17 protein-coding genes are annotated in these 19,094 nt (G+C 57.0%); 9 read left to right on the forward strand and 8 right to left on the reverse strand.

Going from position 1 to position 19,094, the window contains the following annotated elements:
• Positions 1 to 2: 2 nt before the first annotated feature.
• A complete protein-coding gene (locus tag I2E45_RS05665) occupies positions 3 to 905 on the forward strand; it encodes a DUF4430 domain-containing protein (RefSeq protein WP_271742255.1) in 903 nt (300 codons plus the stop codon).
• Positions 906 to 1,064: 159 nt separating this feature from the next.
• Here I2E45_RS05665 and I2E45_RS05670 read toward each other — a convergent pair whose 3' ends face one another.
• The 3 genes from I2E45_RS05670 to I2E45_RS05680 all read right to left on the reverse strand — a co-directional run bounded on the left by I2E45_RS05670 (position 1,065) and on the right by I2E45_RS05680 (position 4,082).
• A complete protein-coding gene (locus I2E45_RS05670) occupies positions 1,065 to 1,472 on the reverse strand; it encodes a GtrA family protein (protein WP_022095123.1) in 408 nt (135 codons plus the stop codon).
• 219 nt (positions 1,473 to 1,691) lie between these two features.
• Positions 1,692 to 2,087, reverse strand: a complete 396-nt coding sequence (locus tag I2E45_RS05675; RefSeq protein WP_022095122.1) for a GtrA family protein — start codon at positions 2,085 to 2,087, stop codon at positions 1,692 to 1,694.
• Between the two features lie 78 nt (positions 2,088 to 2,165).
• Positions 2,166 to 4,082, reverse strand: a complete 1,917-nt coding sequence (locus I2E45_RS05680; RefSeq protein ID WP_195444866.1) for a fructose-1,6-bisphosphatase — start codon at positions 4,080 to 4,082, stop codon at positions 2,166 to 2,168.
• A gap of 320 nt (positions 4,083 to 4,402) precedes the next feature.
• On the opposite strand from I2E45_RS05680, the gene I2E45_RS05685 reads away from it, so the two are divergent.
• Positions 4,403 to 5,293, forward strand: a complete 891-nt coding sequence (locus tag I2E45_RS05685; protein ID WP_195444869.1) for a DegV family protein — start codon at positions 4,403 to 4,405, stop codon at positions 5,291 to 5,293.
• 80 nt (positions 5,294 to 5,373) lie between these two features.
• On the opposite strand, the gene I2E45_RS05690 is transcribed toward I2E45_RS05685, so the two are convergent.
• On the reverse strand, positions 5,374 to 6,465 hold the full coding sequence (locus I2E45_RS05690; protein WP_006235402.1) for a beta/alpha barrel domain-containing protein: 1,092 nt from the start codon (positions 6,463 to 6,465) through the stop codon (positions 5,374 to 5,376).
• 191 nt (positions 6,466 to 6,656) lie between these two features.
• Here I2E45_RS05690 and I2E45_RS05695 point away from each other — a divergent pair, with 191 nt between their 5' ends.
• Positions 6,657 to 6,827 (forward strand): hypothetical protein, encoded by a 171-nt coding sequence (locus tag I2E45_RS05695; protein WP_195444871.1) that lies wholly within the window; start codon positions 6,657 to 6,659, stop codon positions 6,825 to 6,827.
• A 24-nt stretch (positions 6,828 to 6,851) separates the two neighbouring features.
• On the opposite strand, the gene I2E45_RS05700 is transcribed toward I2E45_RS05695, so the two are convergent.
• Together I2E45_RS05700 and I2E45_RS05705 are read right to left on the reverse strand one after the other, a co-directional pair.
• Positions 6,852 to 7,955: an RsmB/NOP family class I SAM-dependent RNA methyltransferase gene (locus I2E45_RS05700; protein WP_195444874.1), complete on the reverse strand. Its 1,104-nt coding sequence runs from the start codon at positions 7,953 to 7,955 to the stop codon at positions 6,852 to 6,854.
• 157 nt (positions 7,956 to 8,112) lie between these two features.
• Positions 8,113 to 10,263, reverse strand: coding sequence for a class I tRNA ligase family protein (locus I2E45_RS05705; RefSeq protein WP_117746340.1), 2,151 nt, complete (start codon positions 10,261 to 10,263; stop codon positions 8,113 to 8,115).
• Between the two features lie 132 nt (positions 10,264 to 10,395).
• On the opposite strand from I2E45_RS05705, the gene I2E45_RS05710 reads away from it, so the two are divergent.
• Entirely contained in the window at positions 10,396 to 10,962 is a 567-nt protein-coding gene (locus I2E45_RS05710; RefSeq protein WP_195444877.1) for a DUF3267 domain-containing protein, read from the forward strand.
• Positions 10,963 to 10,972: 10 nt separating this feature from the next.
• Positions 10,973 to 11,548, forward strand: coding sequence for an epoxyqueuosine reductase QueH (locus I2E45_RS05715; protein ID WP_195444880.1), 576 nt, complete (start codon positions 10,973 to 10,975; stop codon positions 11,546 to 11,548).
• Positions 11,549 to 11,608: 60 nt separating this feature from the next.
• On the opposite strand, the gene I2E45_RS05720 is transcribed toward I2E45_RS05715, so the two are convergent.
• Together I2E45_RS05720 and I2E45_RS05725 are read right to left on the reverse strand one after the other, a co-directional pair.
• Complete coding sequence (locus I2E45_RS05720) at positions 11,609 to 12,265, reverse strand: XRE family transcriptional regulator (protein ID WP_195444882.1); 657 nt, start codon at positions 12,263 to 12,265, stop codon at positions 11,609 to 11,611.
• 2 nt (positions 12,266 to 12,267) lie between these two features.
• On the reverse strand, positions 12,268 to 13,518 hold the full coding sequence (locus tag I2E45_RS05725; RefSeq protein WP_035137321.1) for an arginine deiminase: 1,251 nt from the start codon (positions 13,516 to 13,518) through the stop codon (positions 12,268 to 12,270).
• Positions 13,519 to 13,771: 253 nt separating this feature from the next.
• Between I2E45_RS05725 and I2E45_RS05730 the strand changes: the two genes are divergently transcribed.
• The 4 genes from I2E45_RS05730 (at position 13,772) to queA (ending at position 18,876) form a co-directional block, all read left to right on the forward strand.
• On the forward strand, positions 13,772 to 15,214 hold the full coding sequence (locus I2E45_RS05730) for a YfcC family protein (protein ID WP_035137320.1): 1,443 nt from the start codon (positions 13,772 to 13,774) through the stop codon (positions 15,212 to 15,214).
• 28 nt (positions 15,215 to 15,242) lie between these two features.
• Complete coding sequence (locus I2E45_RS05735; RefSeq protein WP_195444885.1) at positions 15,243 to 16,487, forward strand: arginine deiminase; 1,245 nt, start codon at positions 15,243 to 15,245, stop codon at positions 16,485 to 16,487.
• 32 nt (positions 16,488 to 16,519) lie between these two features.
• Complete coding sequence (argF, locus tag I2E45_RS05740; protein WP_195444888.1) at positions 16,520 to 17,530, forward strand: ornithine carbamoyltransferase; 1,011 nt, start codon at positions 16,520 to 16,522, stop codon at positions 17,528 to 17,530.
• 134 nt (positions 17,531 to 17,664) lie between these two features.
• On the forward strand, positions 17,665 to 18,876 hold the full coding sequence (gene queA / locus I2E45_RS05745; RefSeq protein WP_195444891.1) for a tRNA preQ1(34) S-adenosylmethionine ribosyltransferase-isomerase QueA: 1,212 nt from the start codon (positions 17,665 to 17,667) through the stop codon (positions 18,874 to 18,876).
• Positions 18,877 to 19,094: the final 218 nt, after the last annotated feature.

Below are 19,094 nucleotides of genomic sequence, written 5' to 3' on the forward strand. Positions count from 1 at the left end.
CTGTGTCCAATAAATCCAAGGACGCTGACCCCAAGCAACCAGATTCCTCGTTCATTCAGCTCGATGATCCAAAGCAAAAGGGCGCCGCTTCGGCGGCGTCCACCTCTCGTCGCAAGGCGCTCCTCGGCGTTCTGACTGCTGCATGCACCATTCTGATCGTCGTCTCGCTGGGTTTCGCCCATCCTTCCACAAGCGGTGCCTGGTCCATCGACTGGATCATTCAGACCGTGACGGGGGAGAGCGTCGTCACCAAGGACACCAAGGCGTCTGGCTCGACTACGACTTCGGGCGAGGCCAGTTCCAAGGATTCCAAGTCATCGAATGACGCAAAAGATGAGTCCAAGGGTTCGAACGACGACAAGGACGATTCCGAGTCTTCAAACAAGGAATCGGACAAAAACTCGGATAGCAAGAAGTCCGAGGACCGGGGCGGCAAGAAGTCTGGCGATAAATCCGCTGCCCAAAATACGGGAGCCAGTGATACTTCCAATGCGTCTGGCGGTGCTTCTTCGGGCGGTGGCCAGTCGTCTGATGGAGCCTCATCCTCTAATGGTGGAAACGCCTCCTCGGGCGGCCAGAGCGGCTCACAGGAGTCCAACTACGTTACGGTGACGGTTTCGGTCACATCGAGCGCTGTGGACAATCCTGTGTCCTCTGGTGGCACCTTTACCTTTAACGAAGGTGCTACCGTCTACGATGCCCTGTGCGCGCTGGGCCTCTCTGTCAACGCACACGGCTCATCGTACGGCACGTATGTTTCTGCGATTGGTGGTTTGGCCGAGAAACAGTACGGCGGCACGAGCGGCTGGATGTATTCCGTCAACGGCACAACGCCCATGACGGCCTGTAGTAACTACGTTCTCTCAAACGGCGACAACGTAGTCTGGTATTACGTTACAGACTAGAGGCCTCGACATAGCGCGCCAGACGGGCGGTTCGGACCAACATCCGAGCCGCCCGTTTTTCATGCGAATGTGACTGGATCGCCGGGTCTCTCGGCAAACAAAAAACCGGTTGGAACGGGAATTCCAACCGGTTATACATTCAAGCAAATAGTGAATCGACTACGACCGTGCGCCCTCGAGGAAGAAGCGGCGGCTGAAGTAGTTGTACCAGGTGACGAGGAATGTGGCGATGGCCTTCATGGCCTGGTAGCCGATGCTCAAAAACGTGACGCCCACAAACATGTACAGGTCGTTGAGGCCCAGGCCGATCACCGACAGGATGGTGAAGATCGTGAACTCGCGCTTGCGGCTCATGCCTTCGCGGTGGTCGAACACGTACTTCATGCTGAGCCAGTAGTTGACCACGACGGATGTGATAAACGAAACCGTGGTGCTCATCAAAAAGTCGAGGTGGAACAGCTCGACGAGCGCAATGAGCATGCCCCAGTCGATGCCAAAGGAGATAAGACCCACGACGGCAAACTTGAGGAACTGCTTGGTATGAGGTTGTGCCAGCGCCTTGCGCACGTAATCACATCCAATGCGTTGATGAATCGAGCAGAGGATACTTTAGAGCTTTTACAAGGGAAACGTAAGGTCTTTGCCAAGAACTATATGAACTCGCCAAATTTTCAAGAGCTAATCCGCAAACGTTGATAATTTGCCCGTAAACGAGCGACACCCACGGACGATACTGCGCTGAGTGCGCGTCGTCCGTGGGCGCCGTAATGCTGCAGGGGTTTCGAGCTATTTTGTCTCGTCGCCCTCCAGGAAGATTTTTCGAGTCACAAAGTTGTAGACCATGACAAGCGCGGTGGCGCAGATCTTGGCGATATTGGCCTCGAGTCCCAGGCCGGCGTTGAGCGCCAGCACGATGCCGTCGTTGAGCACCAAACCGATCACGGACAGCACGACAAAGATGATGAACTCGCGGCGGCGGCTCATGCCTTCCTTGTGCGCAAACACGTACTTCATGCTTGCGAGGTAGTTAAAGATGAGTGAGATGATAAAGCCGCTGGTGTTGGCGATTAGGATGTTGAGGCCCAGACCGTAGTGGAGCAGATTCATAATGCCAAAGTCGATAACCGTGGCAATGACACCGACGACGCCAAATTTCATAATCTGCGCAAGGAGCTTTTGCATGGTACCTGCCTTAAGCTGGCGCCGAAGCGCCGCGGGGATGACAAACTCAGCAAGTTTAGCCAATCCCCGCGGGTGGTGCTAGGCGCGCTCCTCGATAGCACCGTTTCTATATGCATCGAGCAGCTGACGCAGGTCTTGGATTTGGCTGCGGATCTTGGCGCCAGTATCGGTGTCGCTCACCATGCGGCGACGGTCCGCTTGGTCAAAACGGTTGGTCTCGCTTTCGATGTCCACGTTGCGCGTGAGTGCCTCGGCAACCGTCGTAAAGGCCCGGTGCGACTTGAGGCGGCAGCCGCGCGAGCTCGAGATGAGCGTATAGCCGGCGATGCCCGTCTTGGGATGGTAAGCGCGGCAGAAGCCGCCATCGATGACCAGCAGCTTGCCCTCGGCGCGGATGGGCTGCTCGCCCTTGGTGGTTTTAACGGGCGTGTGGCCGTTGATGATGTGGCCGGTCGGCGAACATGCCATGGGCGCGACGCCAAACTCGCGCATGATGTCGTCGCAGACCGAGGGCGACTTGGTAAGCGTAAAGTATGGGTCCATCGGCTCGACCCAGGTGCTCTTATCGGCGATATAGGCGCGCTCAAAGGTACGCACCAGGCGTCCGCTGGCGGGCGAGTTAAAGCCAATCCACAGGTACCACATCCAGTCGAGAGCGTCGCGGTCGCCCACGCGCCAGGCGCGGCGGGCGATGTGGTCGCAAAAATCGAGATAATCGCGGCCAGCGTGCCAGGTGCCCAGACAGTTCATGCTGCTAAAGGTGCCGTCTTCGTTGAGCGGAACGCAGCCGTGGAAGAGCAGGTTGCCGTTGGCGACCTTGTACATCGAGCCGTGGGAATAGAGGAAATCGATATGGCGATGCAGGTGATCGGCGGTGACAAACTCGGACACGAGCTTGTCGATGATGTGCTGCTCCTGAGACGTGAGCGTGTAGGGGTCCGCCGGGTCGACGGTGGGGAAGTCGTTGGTCGTGAGTGGCCACACGCTGCCGTCGGCGAGCGTGACCGTGCCGGTGTCGTGGTCGATCTTGTCGAGTAACAGACGGTCGGTCATGTCGAACTCGGGGTGGAGCTGGATAATCTGGCCCTCGAGCTTAAAGAGCAGCACGTTGATAGCCTTGATCAGCGGGGTGATGGACTCACCGGCGGTGTAGGTGGCATCGGCAAAGGCGACAAGCTCACGCAGCGAGATACCGTAGTCATTCTCGAGGATCTCGTAATTGTCGTAGCGTAGGTTGTTGCGCAGCACCGTGGCGATGCAGGCGGGCTCACCGGCGGCGGCGCCCATCCACAGCAGATCGTGGTTGCCCCACTGGATGTCGAGCGAATGATAGGTGAGCAGGCGGTCCATAATCTTGGCAGCGCCGCCGCCACGGTCGAAGATATCGCCCACCAGGTGCAGGTGGTCGACGGCCAGGCGCTTGATGAGCGAAGCGAGCGACTCGATAAAGTCGTCGGCGCTGGCGGTCTCCAGGATGGACTCCACGATGCGCTCGTGATAGCGCACGCGATAGTTGTTCTCGTCCGGGTGCGTGTGCAACAACTCATCGATGATATAGGCGTAGTCGCGCGGGATGGCCTTACGCACCTTGGAGCGCGTGTAGCGGCTTGAAAGCGAGCGAGCGACCATGATGAGCTGGTCAAGCATCGTCTTGTACCAAGTTGGCGAGTCCTCGCGCTGGCTGCGGACCAGCTCAATCTTCTCGCGCGGGTAGTAAATGAGCGTGCACAGCTCGCCCTTTTCGTCAAAGGAGAGCGTGTCGCCAAAAATCTCGTCGACATGCTCGCGCACGACGCCCGAGCAGTTGTTGAGGATGTGCATAAAGGCTTCGTACTCGCCGTGCACGTCGCTCATAAAATGCTCGGTGCCCTTGGGTAGGTTGAGGATGGCCGAGAGGTTGATAATCTCGGTAAATGCGGATTGTTCGGTGGGGAACTGTCTCGACAGCAGGCGCAGATACTTGAAGTCTTGCGGGTTGCGATCGAATGCGACCATGAAACACCTTCCGATGGGGCTGGTAAAACTGATAAACGGCGTCAAACGTTTATCAGTATGCGCCGCTTTTGTTTCGATTTTGCGCCAGCGGCTGAATTATCGGCTGAATGGTTTGGTAAATCGATTTAGTTGAGGTAGATATGGCGGTTGAGTGGAGACGACAGAGGGTGTTTTCTCAGATATTTATGCGTGGGGTCGGTGGAGACGATGGTGGTAAAGATGTTCGCTATTTTTGGTTCGATTTGGTAAATAGTGGACATATGTACCGTATGTAGGCTCACTGTGCGATAATTTGCGCAGCAATACGTAAGGAGCCTCATATGAGTGATTTTGTCCTGACCTGTGAATCTGCCGCCGACCGAACTCGGGAGTTCTTTGACTCGCGCAATATTCCTGTCGCGTATTTTCATTACGAGATCGACGATGTTGTCTATACGGACGATCTGTATCAGTCGATTACGCCGGACAAGTTTTTTGCCCAGATTGCCGCGGGCGCCATGCCCAAGACGTCTCAGGTGAGCGTGGGTGAGTACGAGGAGTTTTGGGAGCCGTTTGTTGCCGAGGGTAAAGACGTGCTGCACCTGACGTTGTCGTCGGGTATTTCGGGCACGTATGGATCGGCCTGCGTTGCGGCGCAGATGCTCGCGGATCGCTATCCCCAGGGCGGCAAGGTGCGCGTCATCGATTCGCTGGCGGCGTCTTCGGGCTTTGGCCTGTTGCTGGAATATGCCGCCGACGTGCGCGATAGCGGGGCTTCACTCGACGAGACGGCTGCCTGGATCGAGGAGCACAAACTCAACCTGCACCACTGGTTCTTCTCGACCGATCTGTCGAGCTACCTGCGCGGCGGTCGCATTTCGGCTGCGAGCGCGATCATCGGCACGGCGCTTAAGATTTGCCCGCTTATGACGGTCGATTGCGACGGCAAGCTGTCGCCACGTGAGAAGATTCGCACTAAGAAGCGCGCGATTTCCGAGATGGCCAAGACCATGATGGCACACGTGCAGGACGGTGCGGATTATTCGGGTAAGTGCATCATGTCGCACTCGGCGTGCCGCGAGGATGCCGAGGCAGTTGCGGCGCTGATTGAGGAACAGGTTCCGCAGCTTAAAGGCAAGATTGAGATCAATGACATCGGTACTCTGATTGGCTCGCATACCGGACCTGGTACGGTGGCGCTCTTCTTTATGGGCGACAAACGCATGGATTAACTTGGCCCATCACGTCGCGCACGATTGCTCAAACGAAAACGGCCCGCCTCACGTTTGTGGGGCGGGCCTTGCTGTTGGGGTTAGCGTTTCTTTCCGCGGAAGAAGAAGCCATGCAGTGACGGCTTGAGGCCGCGGTTGGCGCGATGCTCCTCGACGCGCTCGTGGATCGAAGCGACGCGCTCGATGACTTCGTCGGGAATCGGCACATCGGGATTCATGTTCTCGACTTGGCTGACCTCGGCGGCGGCGACCTGGTCGATAATGGGCACATCGTCGCGCGAGATGACAGGTGTGGCTTCTTCCTTCATCTTGCGATAACGCTGCATCATGTCGGTCTGTAGCTGCTGTGCCGAAGGCGGCGTCCAGATGATGGCGTTGGCGCCGGCGGCGATGGTCTCACGGATGCTCTCGGGCGTCTTGCCGCCCGGCGCGATGAGCGGCAGGTTGGGATAGTGCTCGCGCAGTTCACGCAGGACCTGGGGCGTGTTTTTGCCGGCGGCGATGTTGAGAATCTTGGCTCCGGCGCGCACTTTGGCATGCGCATCGTCGTCGCAACGTACGACCGTGGCGATGACGGGGATGTCGGCGATGTTGGTGATGTGCTCGACCATCTCGGCAGTAGCGGGGGAGTTGACCACGCAGCCCGCCGCGCCCTGCATCTCGGAGACGGCTGCCATCTGCACGGAGCGCTTACCGGTCGTAGTTCCGCCGCCCACGCCTACAAAGACCGGGCACTCGGCGACGGTCAGCAGCGCTTGCGTAATGGCGGGCTGCGGCGTGAAAGGGTAGACCGCAAAAACGGCATCGGCGTTGGAGTTGCGGATAACCGCGACATCGGTAGTGTAAATGAGCGACTTGATGCGGCGGCCGAAGAGCGTGAAGCCGCTGGCCTCCTCGATCTCGTCGGGCATGCGAAGAGCAGCCTTGCGCAGACGTCCGTCGATGGGCAGGGGCTCCATGGGGAGCAGTCCGTTGGGGGTCACGGCTACCTGGGGCTCGGTGAACTCGTCTGCGAGCTCGACCTCGGAGAAATCGACCGAGGCGACGATGTCCTCGTGAACCTCGGCGGGTACATCGATGGGAGCTTGGTCGTTTGCCGCGGCAGGCGTGTCGAAGGAGCTGGTGCCGACAAAGGCGTCGACGCGTTCGTTTAGGTCGTTGAGGGTATCCATGGAGGCTCGATTCTATGCGATGGTGGCCGGCGCGATGCAGCCGGAATTGCGAATGCTAAATCGTTTGACGAGTTGATTTTTCCCCGCCGCACCATCCGTTAGACCGAAGGGCGGGAGAACGTGAAGGAGCTGTGGTGGCGAGGATCGAGGTGCTATCTTGAAAGTCCCGTTTAAAAGAGAGGTGACGCGGTATGGAATTGGCAGCAATGTTTGGCTCGATTGGCCTGTGCGTGGGCGCAATCGTTGCCGCCGCGGTCATCTACTTTGTGGTCACGGCCATTAAGGGCAAAAGGGCCGAACGCAAGGAGCGCGCGATGCTTAAACAGCATCGCGACCAGCAGGGCAAACGCGCACAGAGATAGCTTGTTGAGTTTTTGATCCGTGCGCTAGCTGCGTTTTCGGATCAGGGCAATGTAGAAGCCCTCAAAATCGCGGCTAGGCGGAATGGTCAGCGTGCCGGGCATACCGTTGGCGATGGCCGAGACATGGCCGGCGGCGATGGCCTCGGTGAGGGCGTTGCACTCGATATGCGGCTCCTCGCCGGCATCCTGGGCGCGACGCGCTTCACTTTCGCTCGGTGTGCCGTCGAGGGGGATAAGCTCGCAATCCATGTGCTTGTCGAGGGCCTCTTGCAGGGCGTCCTCGTTTTCCTGCGGCAAGATCGAACAGGTCGAATAGACGAGCGTGCCGCCCGGTTTGAGGGCACCCATGGCGCGGTCCAGAAGTGCTCGCTGCGAGCGGGCGCACTTGCTCAGCAACTGCTCGGTGAGGCCGCGCAGGCTTTTCTCGTTGCCACTGATGACGGTGCCCGTGCCGGTGCAAGGAGCGTCGAGCAGGATGCGGTCAAAGCGGAAGAACTCGTCGAGCTCGCGTGCGTCGATGCGCATGACGGGCACGTTTTTGGCACCTTGGCGGTGGAGGTTGGACTCAAGCTTTTCGGCGCGGGGAATGCTCATCTCGCAGGCCGTGAGGTGTGCCTGGCCCTGGGTGAGGGCGGCGATCTGCGTCGTCTTGCCGCCAGGGGCTGCGCACATGTCCAGGATGTCCTCGCCTGCCTGGGCGCCCAGGACCAACGGCGGCATCATGGACGACAGGCTCTGCAGATAGATCTTGCCGTCGCGGTAGATGTCGAGATCCCACAGATCGGAAACCTGGGCCTCGGGCAGGATAAAGGCGTCCGGGTACCAGGCGACGGGGTTGTGGGCGATGCCAGCGGCATCGAGCGCCGCAGCGATGTCCTCGGCGGTTGCCTTGAGCGTGTTGGCGCGCAGTGTGACCGGGCGTGTGACCGCGGCGCCGAAGCCCTCGATCATGAGCTCGGCATCGGCGGGCGCATAGGCGCCGGCGACCGTGTCGACCATAAAGCGCGGCAGGTCGGCGGCGCAGGGAAGGGCGGCAAGCTGGTCGGAAAGCTCGGTGGCGGCAAATTGCCTGAGCTTGAGCTCGGGCTTGACCTGCTTTTTCTGCTTACGACGACGCGGCTTGGACATCCGTCTTTCCTTCCACCTAAATGATTATTCTGGGACGGGGATTAAATAATCATTCCATGACTCCCGTCACAAAAAGACTGTACTGTGGCGCCCGGGAATGATTTTTTAATCCCCGTCCCAGAATAATCATTCCCGGGCGCGTTGCTACTAGCGTGCTTTAGTACTGGCTCTCGTGCTTGCTGAAGAAGTCGAAGCGCGGGGGCAGCGGCTTCACGCGGTGGTCGCCGGGCTTCTCGCCCAGGCTCTCTACGAACTCGTCCGTGGAGGCAAAGATGTTATCCCAGCTAAAGAAGGCGACCGGATCGACGTCGAAGTACTCGCAGATGAGTTCGCAGCCGGCCGGGACGATACCGTGCATCAGGACGGTCGCCACGCGCAGCTCGGTAAAGGCATCAACCAGGGCCTGCGTCATCGCTGCGTTTGCTTCGTCGCCCTCGAGCTTGTTGGCGGCCTTGGAGGCGTCGCTCCAGCGCTTGTTGGCGGCGCGCAGGTAGTCGTCGCACACGGCAAGCGCGCGGTGCGTCTCGAACTTGTACATGGCCTGCTCAAAGGCAAGAGCTGCCTGCTCGGCAGCCTCGACCACGGCGGCAGAGGCGGCACCGGCGGGGATGCAGCCGTTGCGATAGGGGCTCTCGTCGCCTTCCTTGACGGCGACGCCGTAGAAGCAGCTGCGGGCCAGACGGTTGAATACGCCGGTCAAAAGGGCGCTCTCCTTAAGGGCCGGATCGATAACGCGCTTGTCGTCGCAGGCGCGCACCTCGTTGCCGTCCTTGTCCTTGCCGGTCACACGCGTGTCGTATGCCTTGGGGCTAAAGCTCACCGGCTTTTCGGACAGGCCGAGCGACAGCCAGTGCGCGCGCATCTGCTCGCAGGTGTAGTGGTTGAGTAGGTCGTCTGCCGGCGGGGGAGGCGTCTGCGAGGACGAGCTGGCCTTTTTGCCCATGTAGAGCAGGTGGTAGCAGGCGCTGACGGTGCTCTGCGTGAGGTCCCAGCCCAGGGCCTCCCACATGGCGGTCTGCGCGATGCAGTAGAAGTAGATGTTGTCCTGACCGATAAACTGGTAGATCTGTGCGTCGTCCGAGCACCACCAGTCGCGCCAGTCGAGCGAGCTGTGCTGGTAGGTGGGCGCGGGCACCTGTGTGGAGTCGGCAGCGGGCTCGCCCATGAGGGCGGCATCCTGGGCGGCGACGCCCTCGGTCACGCCGGCGGCCTTGGCATCGCGCGCGAGCACGGTACGCGTATAGCTGATGGGCGCCCACAGGCTCTCTGGCCAGCACCAGCAGGTGACGTCGGAAACGCCGTCGACCTGGGGCACCGGAACGCCCCAGTCGATGTTGCCGGTGATGCGGAAAGGCACGAGCGCTTTGCCGCTGCGGAAGCGCACGCCGCCGTTGGCGAGCACCGCATGGGCGTCGTCGCGCTCCTTCCAGCTGGGGAAGGTGACGGTAAAGCTGCTCTTGTTTCCCTCGGGCTCCAGCACGGTGTGCTCGGGCAGCTGGTCCTCGACGGCATCGAAGGCCTCGCGGAACTTGTTTTGGATATAGAGCTGGGCCGGCAGCAGCCACTCCTCCATGGTCTTGGAGACCACGGAACGAACCTGCGGGTTCTGGGCGAGCTTGGCGGTGTAGGTCTTCATAAAGTCGAGGTAGGCCGGCAGGTCGAAGTAGAGGTTGTCGACCGGGCGCAGCTCGGGCACCTCGCCGGTGAGCTGGCTCTTGGGTGCGATGAGCTCCTCGGGCTCAAACTGGTGACCCAGGTCGCACTCGTCGGCATAAGCCTTCTCGGACTTGCAGCCCTGGATGGGGCAGCGGCCGATCACTTGGCGGCCGTTGAGGAACGTGCCGGCCTTGGCGTCGTAGAACTGCAGCGTGGAGCGCTTGGAGATGGTGCCCTGCTCATGCAGGCGCTCGATAATCTCGGCGGTCACTTCGTTGTGAATCTGCGCAGCCGGCTCAAGGCCCGAGCCGCCGTAGATATCGCAGCTGATGTTGTAGTTGTTGAGGGTCGCGGCCTGGCGGGAGTGATTGGACTCGACATACTCGCCGATGGACTTGTCGTAGCCTTCGTTCTCCTTGAGCTTGCGGTAGCTCTCCATGATGGGCGAGCCGTAGCAGTCGGTGCCCGAGGTGAAGATGACGTTCTCGCGGCCCAGACGGTCGCGCAGGAAGCGGGCGAAGAAGTCGGCAGGGACAAAGACGCCGCCAACGTGGCCAAAGTGAAGGCCCTTGTTGCCGTAGGGCTCGCCGGCGGTAACGATGGCGCGGCGAGGCCAGCTGGGACGGTCGTTCATGGAGTATTTGGATGCCATGGGGCTCCTTCGCATATGGTGAGGGCGCGGCCGGGCGCGGGGCTCGGCGGCGCGGTGGTCAATTCGTGCATATCGTTCGACATTATCGCACATGCGGGCGGGTGCGTGGCAGGGGCGCTATCCTAAGATGCTATGAATGAGATTTCCAACATACATGCGTTTGAAGACGAGGATTTTCTGCACGCTTGCTTCGTGTGGGGGATGGTCGTCGTCGGCGTGTTTGCCGTGTGCCTGGTGCCGGTGTTTATGCTGCTGGGCGGGCCTGCGGATCTGGATGCGGCTGACGCGGGCGGCTGGATGGCTGTTGTGGGCTGGATAGTCGGCTTGGCTGCGATCTCAATGGCGTCGTTCGCCGTGCACGAGCTGGTGCACGCGGTGTTCTTTAAGCTGCTGGCGCCTGCGGGCGCGAAGGTGACCTTTGGGGCGAATCGCGAGACGGCGATGATCTATGCCTGCGCCGAGGGGATTGTGTATTCGCGCCGGCGGTATATGGCAATTTGCCTGGCGCCGACGGTTGTTGTGACGACAGCGTTTGCCCTGGGGTTTGCGTTTTCGGGCTATCCGCTGCTGTGCTATCTGGCTGCCGGCTTGCATTTGTCGGGCTGTGTGGGCGACTGGTATTACGTGCGGACCATTTTGCGCGACCGTCGCATTGTCGCCTGCGAGGATACGTCCTTTGGCGTGCGCTTTTTTGGGTGAGGAGATGTCGATGAAGTCGTTGTTGCTGCATGCGTGCTGTGCACCATGCTCGCTTGAGCCGGTTCGCCTGCTGCGCGAGGAGGGGTTTGAGCCCACGATTTGCTGGACCAACCCCAATATTCAACCGCGCGATGAATGGCAGCGCCGCTTGGACGAGCTGCGCCGGTGGTGTGCCGATGGCGACATCGAGCTCATCGAGGCAGGGGAGGACCGCGATCGCTGGGAGACCGGCGTGGCACCGCTGGGTGCCGATCGGCCTCGTCGCTGTCGCGCGTGCTATGCCCTGCGCTTGGCCGAGGCGTGCCGCGTGGCCCAGGAGCGCGGGTTTGAGTTTGTGGGCACGACGCTCGCCGTCTCGCCGTACCAGTTGTTCGAAACCTGCAATGATGTGTTGGAGCGTCTGGCTGCTGCCCGCGGTCTCACTCCGGTGATTCGCGATTTTCGCCCGTATTACCCCGAGGCCACGCGTCGTTCGCGCGAACTGGGCATGTATCGGCAGAGCTACTGTGGCTGCCGCTTCTCGGCTGTCGAGGCGGCCATGGACCGCGCCCGCATCCGCGACGAGCGCAAAGCGTCCAAAAAGTAGTTCTTTTGGGCTGGGGCTTTGAGCTGTCTGTGCGGTACGGTCGTTTTTGGGAAAGTCGATTTAATTAAGCGTGTGATCGTGGCTCGCTTGATACCAAACGACGACTCCTATGATTCTAATCCTCCGTTTGTTAAACATCAGATCCGGACTTGCTGTTGCATATGAATGGGACGACAGCACAATCATGTCGTTTCCTTCTGCAAATCGCCTAATTACCGGTGTTTTACCGTCTGCGAGCGCCAATACAGCACAGCCGTTCCAAGGCTTTGCGGTGGTATCGACAAGTAGTAAGCTGCCAGGAGGGTAAATGCGGGACATTTCGTCACCTTTGATTTTAACGAAAACGCTATGTGGGTGACGCTTGGCTACGTCTACAGGCGCGCAAACATTTTGTTGGCTGTGCGTGATGCGGCGCTTTTGCGATTCGATATCGATGACGGGAAATGCGCCCTCCATTTCGTGGATAGCAGGGTCTTCGTCGGTGACGATTCTTTTATTTGCGAGCTTTACGGCCAAACCGTTTTCCTCGCCAACAAGTTCATCGCGGGTGCAACCGAAGAGCGCTTGTAACTTTTCGATATGGCGCTCACGGGGGGCATACCGACTTTTTTCCCAACGACAAACGGTCTCTTTAGATACCCCCAACATCTCTGCAAGTTGCGCCTGACCAAGGTGCTCCATGGTGCGGAGTTTACGAATATTTGCCCCGAAGCCCATGGCTATAGATCCTCTCGCCACAGAGGGAGGCATAGACAGTTTGTGCCACCATAGCCTTTGGTGAGCTCGTCAATGGATAACGGGAATAATTCCATTCCTGCTTTCTCAAGCGCTTCGTTGGTCCAAACGTTTTCTTCATATACGCATAGTTTTCCTGGCGAGAGCGCAAGGATAGACGTTGCGTTGTTCCGGCGCTCTCTTTCGTAGGCGGTTTGATTCCCGCCTCCGCAGTCAATTACTTTTATTGGTTCGCAACAGGCTGCAGAGAGTATTTCCGGAATCGTGCGATCGATAGGAGTGATCGTAAGGCCCTTTCCGGATCGTTTTAGTTGAATGCTGTATGCATCAACGGCATTGCATATCTCACGATCGATGAGGAACGCGTCGTGATCAATTCTACTTATGAACGTATCGAGGTGGATACGCAGCCCGTCAGAGGGGACTCGAATCGCAATTAGCTCGGTGGTCTGGAATTTATTTGAGGTCAGGAGCTCTTTGGCAAGTGACTCGACGGCGGCGGGTTCAGTTCGGTCAGAGATTCCAACTAATAATGTCTTAGCACTGATAACAAGAATGTCTCCGCCTTCGATATGGTAACTACTTCTGTTCAAATCACATACCGGGGTTTCTCCCATGATCTTGTGGTGGGTGAATATCTGCCGGTATAAGGCGACCTCACGATCACGCTCAGGCCAATACATATGATTTAGGATGATGCCGTCTCCGACTACCACAGCAGGATCACGAGTGAAAAAAAGCGTGTTGAGGGGATTGACCAAGAGCGAGGCGGGGTCAAATTGCTCGTGCACGAGCGCCCGTAGTGTTTCCGACTGGTTTGAACATAGCTCAGTGTCTCCAAAGCGAATGCCGTTAAGTACTATATTCACCAATTCCTGGGTGTTCTTAGCGTTCTCAAACAGCTGGGTTATTGTCTCGAGGAACTCTCTGCCTGTTGCCCCACTGCAACGGAGGTAGTCATCAATAAAACATTTAAGTGATTGGGGCTCAGTTTCAAGTGAGTCTTCGAGAAGGTCCCTAATTTCAATGGTTTCTACGCCATGCTTCTCAAGCAATTGAACCATGGAATCGTGCTCATATATTGCTTTGTCGAGGTCAAAACGACCGCTCCATTTTCGCAGGGAGAAAACTTGGCTGAAGTCGGCATCAGGGTAGTTTTGTGTTTCAGTTCCTGGTCGATGGACAAGTACGGCTTTTAAATGACCGATTTCATTTGTTATGTGTACGCCTTGCATGTCTGTCTCCTGTCCTGCTGGTTTTTATATAAGGCTAAGGCAGGTTCCTTGTTGTGTTGCGGAAAAGTTAAAAGACGTATGTAATTGATAAATAACATCAATTTTAAATATCAGATTGATTAATAACGTCACTTTAGCTGCCGTTCATAGGTGAAAAGCGACACGATGGCGATGGTTGGCCGACCACCGCTGAGCAACCTCATACATTTATGGTGCCAGCTGGATAGATGGGAAAAGGAATGAAGGAGGAGATATGGCAGCGGAAAGTTCGAAAGGCATCAAGCAGTTCAAGGTCCCGCACGTATATGCGATCATCTTTGCACTTATGGTCATCTTCGCTGTTCTCACGTGGATTGTTCCCTCTGGGTCCTATCAGCGTCAGGAGGTGAACGGTCGTGAAGTCACTGTCGCAGGTACGTATGAGCAGAGTGAAAAGACATATATTGACGAGGAAACCGGGGATGAAGTAGATCTCAGACAAGGCGTCTTCGATGTTCTTCAGGCTCCAACGCGCGGTATACAAGAGGCAATTGAGGTCGTTGCATTCATCTTGATTGTGGGCGGTTCGTTTCAGGTTATTACTAAAACGGGCGCTATCACGAGCGGAATGGGTCGTGTCGTTCGCCGCTTTAAGAACAAAGACATTCTAATTATTCCTATTGCGATGGTTCTCTTTGCATTGGGCGGAACGAGCTTTGGCATGGCGGAAGAAACTCTCCCGTTCTTTGCGATCTTCATGCCAATTATGATGGCTATGGGCTTCGACTCGATGACGGCGTTCATGGTCGTGTTCGTTGGAGCGCGCACGGGTTACATCGCCTCAACGATTAATCCGTTTAATGTTCTCATTGCGCAAGGTATTCTTGGTATTCAGGGCAACCCCCAGCTGTGGCTGCGTATGATTGCCTGGGTTGTTTTGACTGCCGTTGCAATTACTTGGGTTGTCCTCTATGCACGAAGGGTAAAGAAGAACCCTGAGTCATCGATCACATTTGAGGATGATATCGCCAAGAAAGTCGAGTTCGCTGCCGATGAATCTGCCCTTGACGCGGAATTTACGGGTCGTCAAAAAGGCGTGCTTGCGGTATTTATCGCTGGTATGTGCCTTATCATCTGGGGACTTGTGACCCAGGGCTGGTATATGAACGAGATTTCTGCGGTCTTTTTGGCCATGGGCCTGTTGGCTGGTGTTATTGCGGGCTTTAGTCAGGACGTCATCGCTCAGGAATTTGTTGCGGGTATTGCTGACTTTGCTTTCTCGGCAATTGTCGTTGGACTTGCGCGTGGCATCCTTGTCATTGCCTCTGACGGCATGATCATCGATACCATCCTCAATGCGCTCGCCACTGGTCTGGGCGGCATCCCGGCGGTTCTCTTTACTACGCTTCTTTATGCGGTTGAGAACCTCCTGGCGATTCTGGTTCCCAGCTCATCTGGCCTTGCAGCACTGACCGCTCCCATTTTTGGACCTTTGACCGAACTCATGGGCCTTAATCCCGAGGCCGCCGTGTGGGCTCTCTCCATGGGTAGCGCGACGATGTCTTTGATCTGTCCTACTAGCGCCATTCTTGTAGCGGGTTTGGGCGTGTGCAAGATCAAGCTTGGCCAGTGGTGGAAGACCGTTTGGAAATTCTTCTTGGTCGTGTCGCTCATCAATATCGTATTCGTAGCAATCTCGGGACTTATTGCCCTGTAGGTTTCATGGCTGAAATGGAGTAACAGGAATGTCTAAAGGACTGAATGTACACAGCGAGATTGGTAAGCTCAAGAAAGTTGTGCTTCACCGCCCCGGTCGTGACCTTGTGAACGTAAAGGCAGAAGAGTTCGAGGATGTCTGGATTCACGACTGTTTCTATCTTGATGTGGCTCAAAAGGAGCATGATGCCTTTGCGGATCTTCTGAGGAGCGAAGGTGTTGAGGTTCTCTATATGGAGAAACTCGTTGCTGAAGCGCTGGATGCATGCCCCTCGGCTCGCGCTGAGTTTACCGATACATTTATGGCTGAGAGCGGGATTGTCAATCCTATGCTTGAGCAGGCTGTTCGTGAAAAGCTCGACGCTATTTCAGATTCGTATCAGTTTGTACTTGAGGCTATGGGGGGGTATCGTTATCGTGACCTTGAGCTGCCTCGCGTTTCGACTACGCTTAGTATGATGGATAATGAGGATGCGAAGCCCGATGATTTGGTGTTGAAGCCTCTTCCGAGTTCATATTTCTCTCGCGATCCTCTTGCTTCCGTGGGCAAAGGCGTTCTGCTTCACCATATGTATTGGAAACAGCGAGATCGTGAAGTGCCCTTCTATGAAGCGATTTTCAAATACCATCCCGATTATGTAGGGACTCCGATTTGGTACGACCATAAGAATCCCTGGCATATCGAGGGCGGTGATGTGCTTAACATTAACGCTCATACCTTGGCTATTGGAATTAGCCAGCGAACTGAGGCGGCTGCGATTGAGGAGCTTGCAAAGAATTTGTTCTGGGGATCTGGGAATTCTGAGATCGATACCGTTTACGCTATTAAAATCCCCAACGGCTATGCTTACATGCATCTTGACACCGTTTGCACCATGGTGGATTTCGATAAGTTCACAGTTTATCCCGGTATTTTTGAGACCCTTCGTGTTTATCGTCTGACTCGTGGTGACTCTGAGGGAATGGTCGCTGTTCAAGAGATTGATGACACGCTTGAACATATTCTTGAAATGGCTACTGGCGTGGAGAAGGTGCAGCTTATTGAGTGCGGTGCCGGCGATATGGTTGAGGCATCTCGCGAGCAGTGGAACGACGGGTCGAACACTCTTGCCGTTGCTCCTGGTAAAGTCTGTGTTTACGAGCGCAATGTTGTCACAAATGATGAGCTCTACAAGAACGGTTTGGAACTTTTGGTCGTTCCCTCCGAGGAGCTGTCCCGCGGTCGTGGCGGCCCGCGCTGCATGAGCATGCCCTTCTGGCGCGAAGATATTTAGTTGCAAATCCACTGTGATAGGAGATGGCGAATATGGGTGTTAACATCGCTGGGCGCAGTTTTCTGAAGCTGCTTGATTACACGACGGAAGAGATTGAGTATCTGCTTGAGCTTTCTGCTAACTTCAAAAGCATGAAGCGTGCCGGTGTTCCGCATAAATTCCTTGAAGGTAAGAATATTGTTTTGCTATTTGAGAAGACTTCCACGCGTACTCGTTGCGCCTTCGAAGTTGGTGCACTTGACCTTGGCATGGGTGTAACTTATTTGGATCCGGGCTCGTCCCAGATGGGCAAAAAGGAGTCGATTGAGGACACGGCTCGCGTCCTTGGCCGCATGTATGACGGAATTGAATACCGCGGCTTTGAGCAGACGAAGGTTGAGGAGCTTGCTGCAAAAGCTGGGGTTCCCGTTTGGAATGGGCTGACTACTGAATTTCACCCGACTCAAGTGCTTGCCGATATTCTGACCATGCGTGAAGAGTTTGGAGAGATTAAGGGCAGGAAACTTACATTTTTTGGTAAGGCGGCCGGAAACGTCGCCGATTCGCTCATGGTCATTTGCGCTAAGCTCGGCATTAACTACTGTTCTTGCGGCCCAATCGGGGGAAATTCGGAGGGGGCTACATCCTATGACCCTGAACTCCTTGCAGAATGTAGTCGTATTGCGGCCGAGCATGGATCGACGATTACCATTACAGAGGATATTGAGGAAGGCGCTCGTGATGCCGATGTAATTTACACGGATGTTTGGGTTGGCATGGGTCAGCCCGCAGAGCTGTGGGAAAGCCGCATTAAGCTCATGTCGCCGTATCGTGTGACCGCTGAGGTGATGTCTATGGCAAAGCCCGAGGCGATTTTCCTCCACTGCCTTCCGAGCTTCCACGATACTAATACTACTGTTGGTGCCGAAATTGCTGAGAAGTTTGGAGTCACCGAAATGGAAGTCACGGACGAGGTTTTTGAGTCCGATAAATCTCGTGTTTTCCAAGAAGCGGAGAATCGCATGCATACGATTAAGGCGGTGATGTACGCAACGCTTAAGTAGCGGGGCGTTGAGAAAACAGTCGCAAATCTGTTTGCCATACTATATTTCTCTCAACAAGCTGATAGGATACAGGGGAGAATGATGCGCGCGTCAGTCGATTTTTTCGACTGACGCGCTTTGTGAAAGAGGCAAAGATGCGTACCGATGATTTTGACTACAACCTTCCTGAGGAACTGATCGCCCAGGCGCCTGCCGAGCCGCGCGACTCCTGCCGCCTGCTGGTGGTTGATCGCAAAGGCTCCGAGACAGGAACGCCGCTAGAGCATGGCGGCACCGTCGAGCACCGCATCTTCCGTGACATCATCGACTATATCGAGCCGGGCGACGTGCTCGTCATCAACCAGACGCGCGTGATGCCGGCTCGCCTGATTGGCCGCAAGACGGGCTCGGGCGGCGTGGTCGAGACGCTGCTGCTTAAGCGCCGCGAGGATGTTGACCCGCTGGGTCACGTCTGGGAGTGCCTGGTCAAGCCGGGCAAGCGCCTGAAGCCCGGTGCTCAGATTGAGTATCGTGCGGGCGGCGCCCATGCGCCCGAGGGGGCTCCCGTGGTGCTGACGGCCGAGGTCGTCGACTTTGTCACTGATAGCCGCGGTGGCCGTCTGGTGCGCTTTGAGCCGGCCGGTTGCAATGCCGCCGGCGACCCGCGCACGCTCGACGAGGCTATCCATGCTGCCGGCCACGTGCCGCTGCCGCCTTACATTACCGATTACGAGGGCGATCCCGAGAAGTACCAGACCGTCTACGCCATGAAGGAGGAGCACTCGGCTGCCGCTCCTACGGCGGGTCTGCATTTTACTCCTGAGCTCATGGCCGCTATCGAGGCCAAGGGTGCCAAGTTTGCCGCCGTCGAGCTCGAGGTGGGCATCGATACCTTCCGCTTGGTGGAGGAGGACGACCCTACGCAGCACGTCATGCACACCGAGCGCTACCACGTGTCGCAGGAGGTTGTCGACGCCGTGCATAAGGCCAAGGCGGAGGGCCATCGTGTGATCGCCGTCGGCACTACCGCGGTGCGCTCGCTCGAGAGCGCGTTTGACACGGACGCGCCGGTGTCCGATCCGGCCGTGACGGCGCGCTATTTTGAAGGCCGCGAGGACGGGGCCGATACGCTTGGCCGCGGTGACATCGTGGTGCGCGAGAGCGCCACGACGCAGCTTTACCTCATGCCCGGCTCGACCTATCACGTGGTCGATGCGCTGATCACGAACTTCCACGTGCCGCGCTCCACGCTCATGATGCTCGTGAGCGCGCTTGCCACCCGCGACCAGATCATGGATGCCTACGCCGCTGCTATCGAAGAACGTTACCGCTTCTTCAGCTTTGGCGACGCAATGCTCATTCTGTAGGTTACGGCGTTTTACAAACGCCGTAACCGGTCGACGCTGCAAACCCGCCAGAGCGGCAATCTGCCTTTCAACTTCGGCGGCATGACCAGAAGGTCAATGCCGCCTCGTTTCAAGGCACCTTGCTCGCTCTGGCGGGTTTTCGCTCATATGACCCAATCCGCTGTCAAGAGCCACAATGGCCCCGCCGACCGCTTGCAATCGGTCGGCGGGGCCTGCCG

The sequence above is a fragment of the Collinsella aerofaciens genome (genome assembly GCF_015555045.1).
In the GTDB taxonomy this organism is placed as follows: Bacteria; Actinomycetota; Coriobacteriia; order Coriobacteriales; family Coriobacteriaceae; genus Collinsella; species Collinsella aerofaciens_W.